The 242-nt window shown below is 44.6% G+C and carries 1 pseudogene; it reads left to right on the top strand.

From position 1 onward, the window contains the following. A pseudogene (locus KVT11_RS20440) lies at window positions 1–242 on the top strand (patatin-like phospholipase family protein); the annotation flags it as partial.

Here is a 242-nt window from a genome sequence, read left to right as displayed (position 1 = left end):
TTTGTACCATAGTGGATGGCGGCGGGCTCAGCAACTTTCCGATTTGGCTTTTTGCTGAAGAGAAAAAAAGACCGTTTGCCGGTGTCACATTAACCCCAAACGAAAAAGAACGCCCTCAACATTCCATCCGCAATGCGTTTGAACTGTTTGGCGCACTATTTGAAACGATGCGTGGTGCACATGACGAAAGACATAATGCCACAAAACACGAACGCCATATTATTTTTATTCCTGTAGAACAC

Origin of the sequence: Bacillus sp. GbtcB10 (genome assembly GCF_019091365.1) — a bacterium.
GTDB classification, from domain to species: domain Bacteria; phylum Bacillota; class Bacilli; order Bacillales; family Bacillaceae; genus Bacillus; species Bacillus altitudinis.
This window is presented reverse-complemented; position numbering and strand designations above follow the sequence as displayed.